Consider the following 9,655-nt stretch of genomic DNA (forward strand, 5'->3'; position numbering starts at 1 on the left):
TTCCAGCACCGCCCGCAGCTCCTCGCGCAGCGTCTCCCGCGCCGGCGCGTCCAGCGCCGAGAGCGGCTCGTCCAGCAGAAAGAGCTCCGGCTCGCGCACCAGCGCCCGCGCCAGCGCCACCCGCTGCCGCTCGCCGCCGCTCAGCGTGGCCGGGCGGCGGTCGGCCAGCGACTCGATGCCCAGCAGGCGGAGCGCCTCCTCCGGCGTCCAGCGCGGCCGACCCTCCCTCCCGTCGCGGAAGCGGAGGGGGAAGCGGACGTTCTCCAGCACCGTCCGGTGCGGGAAGAGGGCGTACTCCTGGACCACGTATCCCACCCGCCGCCGCTCCGGCGGCTCGCCGGTCACGTCCCGCCCGGCGATCCGCACCCGCCCCCGCGCCGGCGCCTGGAAGCCGGCCAGCGTGCGCAGGAGGAGCGTCTTGCCGGCGCCGCTGGGCCCCAGCACGGCCAGCACCTCGCCCGCCTGCAGGCGCAGGTCGAGGGGCCCGAGCCGGAAGCCGGGCACCTCGACCCGCAGGCCGCCCACCTCCAGCCCGCTCACGGCCGCCGCCCGGGGTGCGACCCCGCCGGAAGAGCACGCCCGACCAGCGCGCGCAAGAGGACGAAGGAGCCCAGCGTCACCGCCAGGAGGAGCAGCGCCGCCGCCGCCGAGTCGGCCAGCCCGCCGCTGAGGAAAAGCTCGTAGATCTTGACCGGCGCCGTCTCCGGGTAGTAGGCGAGGACGATGACGGCGCCGAACTCGGCGATGGCGCGCGCGTACGTCAGCACCAGCCCCGAGGCGATCCCGCGCCAGGCCAGCGGCAGCGTCACCTCCAGGAAGGCCGCCCCCGGGCCCGCCCCCAGCGAGCGCGCCGCCATCTCCAGCTGCGGGTCGACGGCCGCCACCGCCTCCCGCGCGGCGTTCACCATGTACGGCACGCTGACGAAGAGCATGGCCACCACCACGCCGGCGAAGCTCCCCCAGAAGCGGACCCCCGCCAGCGCCGCCAGCCGCCCCAGCGGCCCGGTGCGGCCGAAGGCGAAGAGGAGGGCGATGCCGGCGACGGTGTGCGGCACGGCCAGCGGCAGGTCGACCAGCGCCTCGAGCCAGCGCTTGCCCCGGAAGGAGCGCCGGGCGAGCAGGTAGCCCAGCGGCGTGCCCAGCAGCCCGGCCAGGAGCGCCGTCGTCGCCGCCGCCTCCAGGCTGAGCGCCACCGCCGCGCGCACGTCGGCCATCCCCGCCACGGCCAGGAGCCGGGCCGGCTGCTGGGCGAGGAGGAGCTCCACGATAGGCAGGGCGATGAAGAGGAGGAGCAAACCGCCCAGCAGCCAGAAGGCCAGGAAGAGCGGCGACCTCCCTCCCACGGCTCCTCACCCCGCCGGCCAGGGCTCGACGTCGTCGCGCAGCTCCTCCGGCACCTTCCCGACGTCGCTGGCCATGGGCTTGGCCGGCAGGCCGAAGCCGTCCCTGGCCAGGACGGTGCGCCCCTCGGTCAAAAGGAAGGCCACCCACTGCCGCGCCAGCTCGGGGTGCGGAGCGTTGGTGGGGATGGTGACCGCGTAGACGATGGGCTTGCCGGTCAGGAGCCCGCTCTTGGTCTGTACCCGGGCCGCGGCGTACGCGCGGGCGAAGCGCGCGTCGCTCAGGTTGATCTGGGGCGGGAGCGGGACGTACTTCAGCCCGTGCTGCCTGGCGTCCGACTCGTAGATGGCCAAGTAGTCGATCTGCCCGGCCTCCAGGGCGCTCAGGAGCTCGGTCTCGGTATCGCGGACGTTGGTCATGGGCGCGTTGGCCAGCACCTTCCGCTCCAGGTCGGGTTGCCCGTAGTACTTGGAGGCCAGCTGCAGCATCTCGAGCGTCTGGTAGCCGGAGGGGTCGGTGTCCGGGTTGGAGCGGCCGATCTGCACCCCCGGCTCGGCCAGCACCTCGTACCAGTTGGAGGCGTTGATGCGCTCCGCCCCGCGGCTCCTGGCCGTGTAGACGAAGGTGATGGCGTTGGTGGCGAAGCCCACGTACCAGTCGGCAAAGACCTTGCCGCCCCCCTGGCCGAACATGAGGCGGGGGATGACGCTGTAGTCGGCCACCGCCACCACGTCGGCCGGCTGGCCCAGCTCGGTCACCTGCTTGACCTCCTTGACGCTGCCGCCGAACTGCGCCTGGACGTGGACGCCGGGATGGGCCGCCTCGAAGGCGCGGTCGATCTCCTGGAAGGGGCGCACCAGGGTGCCGGCCGCGTAGATGGTCAGCGTCACCCCGCCGGCTCCGCCCGACGCGCCCGTCGCGCCGCCTCCCGCGCCCGTCGCGCCCGCGCCGGTCGCGCGCGCCCCCGTCGACCCGCCGCCGCAGCCCGCGGACAGAAGCAGGGCCGCCAGCAGCGGAAGGACCGTCATCGCTCGCCTCGTCATGCCCCGGATCATCTCCCCTTTTGCCTGAAGACGCGCGACCCGGGGGCGCCTCTCCGCCCCCTCTAGCCGCCGGCGATGGGCGGGAAGAGGTGGAGCGTGTCGCCCTCCGCCAGCCGGGTCTCGAGCCCCTCTTGCCAGCGGATTTCGCGCCCGTTGCGGAAGATCTGGACGAAAGGCCGGACCTCGCCCAGCTCGTCCAACACCTCGCCGCGCAGCGCCGGCAGGGCGTCGAAGAGCCGTTCCAGAGCCTCGCGGACGGTGGCCGCGGGCGGGACCTCCAGGCTCTCCGCCGACGTGCCCGCCGTCATGCGCAGGTTGGCGTACAGCCGTACATCGATTCTCAGGCTCCTCACCCCCGCGGGGCGACAGCCCCCCGGAGGTTTCGCCCCGGCCCCGGGCGCGCCCTGCCCCTCCCCGGTCGCGGCGTCTCCGGTGCTACAGCATGGGGGATGCCCTAGGGTGTTGAGATCCCCTTATCGGGCGATAGCCGGATGACTCCGGGAAAGGTGAAGTTCATCGTAAGGCTTCCGGCCCGGCGGCCACTCCCCGGGTGCAGGCGTGACGGGGTGGCCGGCGGCGGCCGCCCCCGGGGTCACGGGGTCGACGGGCCGGACGAAGGGGAAGGGAGTGAGGAGCTTGCGCATCACCCGCAGGCGCTTCCTCGGCGGAGCCCTCGCCTCCGGCGCCGCCATCGCGGTGCTGGGACCGCTGGGCTTCGACCTCGAGCCGGCCAGGGCGGAGGCGCGGAGCCTTCACGTCCGCTGGCAGCAGGAGGTGACCAGCGTCTGCAACTTCTGCGCCGTGGGCTGCGGCCTGATCGTCCACTCGGCGCAGGGCGAAGTGGTGGACGTGGAGGGCAACCCCGACAGCCCGGTCAACGCCGGCGCCCTCTGCGCCAAGGGCTCGGCGACCCTGCAGGAGCACACCTCGCCCGAGCGGCTGACCAAGGTGCTCTACCGCGCGCCCTTCGACGACAAGTGGCAGGAGAAGGACTGGGAGTGGGCGCTGGACCGGATCGCCCGGCACATCAAGCAGGTGCGGGACGAGACCTGGGAGGCGACCAACGAGGCCGGCGTGCCGGTCAACCGGACACAGGCCATCGCGGCCTTCGGCAGTGCCGTCCTGAACAACGAGGAGTGCTACCTTCTGGCCAAATTCGACAGGGGGCTGGGCCTGGTCTACATGGATCACCAGGCCCGCATATGACACTCCTCCACGGTTGCCGGTCTTGGCAACACGTTTGGCCGGGGCGCGATGACCAATCATCCCCGGGACTTCGAGAACACCGACGTCGCCCTGATCATCGGCTCCAACCTGGCGGAGAACCACCCGCTGGCCTTCCGTTGGCTGGAGAAGGCGCGCGAGCAACGCGGCGCCAAGGTGATCGTGGTCGACCCGCGCTTCACGCGGACCGCGGCGCGAGCCGACCTCTACGCGCCCATCCGTCCGGGGACCGATATCGCCTTCATCGGCGGCCTGATCAACCTGGCGCTGAGCACGGGGCGATACCATGAGGAGTATGTCCGCTACTACACGAACGCCAGCTTCCTGATCAAAGAGGGCTTCGATTTCCAGAACGGCTACTTCACCGGTTACGACGCGCAGAAGCGCAGCTACGACAAGTCGAGCTGGGTGTACGAGACGGATGCCGACGGCAAGCCGGTGCGCGACATGACGCTGACGCACCCGCGCTCCGTCCTCCAGCTCATGAAGAAGCACTACGCGCGCTACGACGTGGAGACCGTCGTCTCGGTGACGGGCGTGCCCAGGGACCGCTACCTGGAGATCGCCGACGCCTTCCTGGGCTCGGCGGCGCCGGAGAAGGCGGGCTCGCTGATCTACGCCATGGGCGGTACGCAGCATACCGTCGGCTCCGAGAACGTCCGCGTCTACGCCATCCTGCAGCTGCTCCTGGGCAACGTGGGCAGGCCCGGCGGCGGCGTCAACGCCATGCGCGGCCACGCCAACGTGCAGGGCTCGACGGACCTGGCGCTCCTCTGGGACGTCCTGCCCGGCTACCTGGCGGTCCCGAAGGAGGACCTGCACCCCGACCTGGCCACCTACCTGGAGAAGGAGACGCCCAAGTCGGGCTACTGGACCAACAAGCCGAAGTTCGTCGTCAGCCTGCTCAAGGCGTTCTTCGACGCCGACGCCACCAAGGAGAACGACTTCGGCTACGACTGGCTGCCCAAGGCGCCGGCCGGGGTCAACTGCTCGCACCTGGCCATCTTCGAGCGCATGAACAAGGGGCTCATCCGCGGCACCATCTCCTTCGCCCAGAACGTGGTCATCGACGGCGCCCACTCCGGCTTCGAAGCCAAGGCGCTGGAGAAGCTGGAGTGGCTGGTGGTGACCGACCTCTTCGAGACCGAGACGGCCGCCTTCTGGAAGCGTCCGGGTGCGGATCCGAAGCGGATCCCGACCGAGGTCTTCCTCCTGCCGGCGGCCTCCTTCCTGGAGAAGTCGGGCTCGGTCACCAACACCGGCCGTGTGCTCCAGTGGCGCCACCAGGCCGCGAAACCGCTGGGCGAGGCGCGCTCCGACGCCTGGATCGCCAGCCAGCTGATCCTCCGCCTGAAGAAGCTGTACGAGAGCGACTCCTCGCCCGCCGCGGTGCCGATCCAGAAGCTCTACTGGCCCTACGGCGAGGAGCCGGACCCGGTGCAGATCGCCAAGGAGATCAACGGCTACGACGTCTCCAGCCGCCAGCTGCTGCCCAGCTTCGCCAAGCTGGCCGACGACGGCAGCACCGCCAGCGGCTGCTGGATCTACACCGGCTTCTTCCAGGAGGAGAAGGGCAACCTGGCCGACAGCAGGAAGACCGACGATCCCTCGGGGCTCGGCTACTACCCCGGCTGGGGGTACGCCTGGCCGCTCAACCGGCGCATCCTCTACAACCGTGCCGGCGCCGACCCCCAGGGCGCGCCCTGGTCGCCCGACCGGAAGACCATCTGGTGGGATGCGGCGCAGAAGAAGTGGGTCGGCTACGACGTGCCGGACTTCGTGCCGACCAAGGCGCCCGGCGACCCGGGCGGGACCGATCCCTTCATCATGAACGCCGAAGGCGTCGGCCGCCTCTTCTCCAACACCATGGCCGAGGGGCCCTTCCCCGAGCACTACGAGCCCATGGAGTGCCCGGTGGAGAACATCTTCAGCGAGGTCGACCTCAACCCGGTGGTCCACCTCTTCGACCCCGTGGAGCACCCGGTGGGCAGCTTCGACAAGTACCCGATCGTCTGCTCCACCTGGCGCGTCACCGAGCACATGGGCGCCTACACCCGCCACATCCCGTGGCTGGCCGAGCTGGTACCGGTGCTCTGGGCCGAGATCAGCCCCAGCCTGGCCCGCGCGCGCGGGCTGAAGACCGGGGACAAGGTGCGGATCCGCTCCGCCCGCGACGAGGTGGAGGCCTACGCGCTGGTGACGCCGCGCATGCGGCCGCTGCGCGTCCTGGGGAAGCAGGTGGAGCAGCTCGGGCTCAACTGGCACTTCGGCTACATGGGGTACGTCACCGGCGACATCGCCAACCGGCTGACGCCCTACGTGGGCGACGCCAACACCTGGATCCCCGAGTACAAGGCCTTCCTGGTCGACGTCGAGGGGGTGAAGTGAGATGGCCGAGGTGAGCATCCTCGTCGACGTCACCAAGTGCATCGGTTGCAAGTCCTGCGAGGTGGCCTGCAAGCAGTGGTGGCAGCTGCCCGCCGAGATCGGCTCCTGGACCGGCAGCTACCAGTCGCACGACGACCTCTCCTACCACCGCTGGACCATGGTCCTCTTCCGGGAGAAGGAGACGGCTTCGGGCGGGGTGGAGTGGCTCTTCCGCAAGGAGCAGTGCATGCACTGCGAGAACCCGGCCTGCGTGGCCGTCTGTCCGACGCAGGCGCTGACCCGGCGGCCGGACGGCATCGTCGACCTGGACCCGTCCAGGTGCACCGGCTGCCAGTACTGCGTCGAGTTCTGCCCCTTCGGCATCCCCCGGTACGACCCGGCCGCCAACAAGGTGGCCAAGTGCAACATGTGCGCCGACCGCGTCGACGCCGGCATGGAGCCGGCCTGCGTCCAGGCCTGCCCCACCGACGCCCTCACCTTCGGCCCGCGGCCGAGCCTCCTCGCGGCGGCCGAGGCGCGGGTGGCGGAGCTCGGGCAGGCCGGGGTGGCCGCGCAGGTCTACAACCCCCAGGAAGTGGGCGGCACGCATTACGTCTACGTGCTCCCCCAGGGCGAGCCGGCTGACCTCGGCTTCCCCGCCCGTCTCCGCTACCCCGCCACCGTCGGCCTCTGGAAGTCGACGCTGCAGCCGGTGGGCGAGGGGGTGGCGGCGCTCTCGCTGGCGGTGACGCTGGCGGCGGCGGCCACGGCCAACCTGCTCCACCGCAACCGCGGCGAAGGGGGTGACCACCATGAGTAATCCGGTGCGCGACGGGTGCGTGGAGATGTTCAACCTGGCGGAGCGGATCACCCACGGCCTGGTGGCGCTCTCCTTCGTGGTCCTGTTCCTTTCCAGCGCCAGCCTGATGTGGTCCTGGGCGCGGTGGCTGATGCCGCTCTTCGGAGGTCCCCGCTGGGTGGCTCTGGTGCACACCTGGTCGGGCTACGTCTTCGCCGCGGCCTTCGTGGTGGCGGTCCTGGGCGGATTCCGCTCCTGGGTGCTGCGGGTCCTGCGCTGGGGGCCGAACGACCTGGTTTTCGTGCGCCGCTTCCTGGCCATCTACTTCGGCCTGCACAGCTACGCCGACGCGCCCCCCCAGGAGAAGTTCAACGGGGGCATGAAGGCCTGGTCGCTGGTAGCCATCGCCGGCGCCCTGGGCGTGGCCGTCACCGGCCTGCTGCTGGTCTTCAAGGGCGCGGTGGGCCCGGCGGGCTTCCAGGTGACCCTGGGCCTGCACGTGCTCTTCGCCCTGCTCCTCACCGCCGGCGTCATCGGCCACATCTACCTCGCGGCCTTCCATCCGGAGGCCAGGCAGTCGTTCGGCTCCATGTTCGGCGATGGCACGGTCTCGCTGGAGTACGCCAGCACGCACCATGCGGCCTGGCTGGAGGAGCTGGGGGTGGCACCGCGCGCCCCCGGCGCGAGGCCGGCGCCGCGGGCCTGAAGTGCGAGAGACGGAGGCGGGGGCGGGTGACGCCCTCGCGGGAGGCGTGGATGAGATGACGGAAGAGCGGTCGCCTTCGCCCTGGCGGGGGCCCCGGGAGGCGGTCCTCCTCTACCGGGAGCTGGCCTCCTGGCGGCGGGCCCGGCTGCCCGGCATGCCCTCGGTCGACCCCGAAGAACTGGCGCTGGCGCTGGCCGGGGAGGAGGACTCCCCCCTGGCCAGGCGCCTGCCGTGGCGGGAGGAGGCGCGCAGGCAGGTCCGGCAGCTGGCGGGCGAGGCGGCAGCCATCATCGCCGCTCACCAGCCCTCCCTGGCCGCGGCGGCCGCAGCGCTCGCGAAGTGGCTGGAGCGGGAAGAGGCGCTGGAGGCGGCGGGTCACGCGCTCGCGAGCGAGGACGCGCAGGTGGAGGAGCTGGCGCGCCGGGCCTCCCTCCACCCCGCACTGGCCGCCTTCGCCTTCGAGCAGGCGGCGGCCGTGGTGCACACCCGCCTGGCGGCGGAGGCGGGCGCGCCTCTGGCGAGGCGCGCCTCGACGGGCGGCTCCTGCCCCGTCTGCGGCCGCGTCAGCAACCTCTCGCGGCTGGAGGGGAAGGCGGGAGAGCGCCACCTCTACTGCGCCCACTGCGACCTCTCCTGGCGCTACGCGCGCATCGGCTGTCCCCGCTGCGGCAACGAGGAGCAGGAGCTCCTGCGCGAGCTGGTCAGCGACGACGTACCCGGCGTGGCGGTGGTGGTCTGCGATCGCTGCCGCCGCTACACCAAGCGGGTCGACCTGCGGCGGGTGGAGCCGCCGGAGGAGTGGCTGGTGGCCGATGTCGAGACGCTCTACCTCGACATGCTGGCGGCCGAGGAGGGCTTCCTGCCGGTCCACCGTTGAAAGACGGCCCGCGTGCGCGGCGGCCTCCCCTGCGGGAGACGCCGCGGCGGGGGTGGAGCTTCGACCCGAAGGGGAGGCGATCCCATGCTGGGTGGTTACGCAAACCGGATAGCCTGGATCGACCTGACGAGCGGCGAGGTCGAGTACCGGCCCATGGACGAACGGCTGGCGCGCACCTACATCGGCGGCCGCGGCCTGGGCGTACGCTTCGTGCTGGACAACGGGCCCGACGTCGACCCCCTCTCGCCGGAGAACCTGCTCTGCCTTCTGAACGGGCCGGTCTCGGGGACGCCCGTCAACATGAGCGGACGCATGGCGGTGGTCACCCGCTCGCCCCTCACCGGCACCGTCACCGACTCGCACGTGGGCGGCTGGAGCGGCGCCCGCCTCAAGTGGGCGGGCTTCGACGGCCTCGTCTTCCGCGGCCGTGCCGACCACCCCGTCTACGCCTACGTGGAGGACGGGCGCGTCGAGCTGCGCGACGCGCGGCCCTTCTGGGGCAAGGGCGTGCACGAGACGGTGGCGGCGCTGCGGGAGGCGCACGGACGCGAGGACGTCAGCGTCGTCGCCATCGGCCCGGCGGGCGAGAACCAGGTGCGTTTCGCCTGCCTGGTCAACGAGGACGACCGGGCGGCCGGGCGCGGCGGCACCGGCGCGGTGGCCGGCTCCAAGAACCTGAAGGCGGTGGTCATCAAGGCGCCCAAGCGCCCGCCCAAGCCGGCCGATCCGGCCGCCCTGCTGGAGGCCCGGAGCGAGGCGCTGGAGCGGATCACGGAGAGCCCCATCACGGCGCCGCGCAAGGGCGGTCTCTCGCTCTACGGGACCGACGTCCTGATGAACATCGCCAACGTGGCCGGTGTCCTGCCGGTGCGCAACGGGCAGACCACCACCACGCCGGCGGCCGAGCGGATCTCGGGCGAGTGGGTGCGCGAGCACATCCTGGTCGACGAGCCCACCTGCTACGGCTGCCCCGTCACCTGCAAGAAGGAGGTCGAGGTGAAGGAAGGTCCCTTCCGGGTCCGCGGCCAATCCTTCGAGTACGAGTCCGCCTGGGCGCTGGGGGTCAACTGCGGCAACGACGACGCCGAATCCATCGCCTACATGCTCTCGCTCTGCAACGACCTGGGCCTGGACACGCTGGAGACGGGCAACGCCCTCTCCATGAGCATGGAGGCGAGCGAGCGCGGCCTCCTCGAGGGCGAGGCGGCGCTGGCCTGGGGCGACACGGCGGCCATGGTGCGGGCCATCGAGGCCATCGCCCACCGCCGCGAGGGGCTGGGCGAGCTGCTGGCGGAGGG

The 9,655-nt window shown here is 71.7% G+C and carries 9 protein-coding genes; 5 read left to right on the forward strand and 4 right to left on the reverse strand.

From position 1 onward, the window contains the following. The 4 genes from K6U79_09455 to K6U79_09470 all read right to left on the reverse strand — a co-directional run. Positions 1 to 540 (reverse strand): ATP-binding cassette domain-containing protein (locus K6U79_09455; protein ID MCL6522579.1); only part of this gene is annotated, 540 nt, incomplete at its 3' end. Then, positions 537 to 1,343 (reverse strand): ABC transporter permease, encoded by an 807-nt coding sequence (locus K6U79_09460; GenBank protein ID MCL6522580.1) that lies wholly within the window; start codon positions 1,341 to 1,343, stop codon positions 537 to 539. The genes K6U79_09455 and K6U79_09460, both read right to left, overlap by 4 nt. A 6-nt stretch (positions 1,344 to 1,349) precedes the next feature. Next, on the reverse strand, positions 1,350 to 2,369 hold the full coding sequence (locus K6U79_09465; protein MCL6522581.1) for an extracellular solute-binding protein: 1,020 nt from the start codon (positions 2,367 to 2,369) through the stop codon (positions 1,350 to 1,352). 77 nt (positions 2,370 to 2,446) lie between these two features. Continuing rightward, positions 2,447 to 2,737 (reverse strand): MoaD/ThiS family protein, encoded by a 291-nt coding sequence (locus K6U79_09470; protein MCL6522582.1) that lies wholly within the window; start codon positions 2,735 to 2,737, stop codon positions 2,447 to 2,449. Between the two features lie 283 nt (positions 2,738 to 3,020). Between K6U79_09470 and fdnG the strand changes: the two genes are divergently transcribed. From fdnG to K6U79_09495, 5 genes are all read left to right on the forward strand, one after another. After that, positions 3,021 to 5,996 (forward strand): formate dehydrogenase-N subunit alpha, encoded by a 2,976-nt coding sequence (gene fdnG / locus K6U79_09475; protein ID MCL6522583.1) that lies wholly within the window; start codon positions 3,021 to 3,023, stop codon positions 5,994 to 5,996. A gap of 1 nt (position 5,997) precedes the next feature. After that, positions 5,998 to 6,795: a 4Fe-4S dicluster domain-containing protein gene (locus K6U79_09480; protein MCL6522584.1), complete on the forward strand. Its 798-nt coding sequence runs from the start codon at positions 5,998 to 6,000 to the stop codon at positions 6,793 to 6,795. Next, positions 6,788 to 7,480 (forward strand): cytochrome b/b6 domain-containing protein, encoded by a 693-nt coding sequence (locus K6U79_09485; protein MCL6522585.1) that lies wholly within the window; start codon positions 6,788 to 6,790, stop codon positions 7,478 to 7,480. The genes K6U79_09480 and K6U79_09485 overlap by 8 nt, the downstream gene beginning before the upstream one ends. A gap of 55 nt (positions 7,481 to 7,535) precedes the next feature. Beyond that, positions 7,536 to 8,357 carry a formate dehydrogenase accessory protein FdhE gene (locus K6U79_09490; GenBank protein ID MCL6522586.1) on the forward strand — a complete coding sequence of 274 codons (822 nt, stop codon included), beginning with the start codon at positions 7,536 to 7,538 and terminating at the stop codon, positions 8,355 to 8,357. 84 nt (positions 8,358 to 8,441) lie between these two features. Further along, positions 8,442 to 9,655, forward strand: a 1,214-nt coding sequence (locus K6U79_09495; protein MCL6522587.1) for an aldehyde ferredoxin oxidoreductase, incomplete at its 3' end; no start/stop codon positions are given.

It is taken from the genome of Bacillota bacterium (genome assembly GCA_023511835.1).
In the GTDB taxonomy this organism is placed as follows: Bacteria; Bacillota; Sulfobacillia; order JAIMAT01; family JAIMAT01; genus JAIMAT01.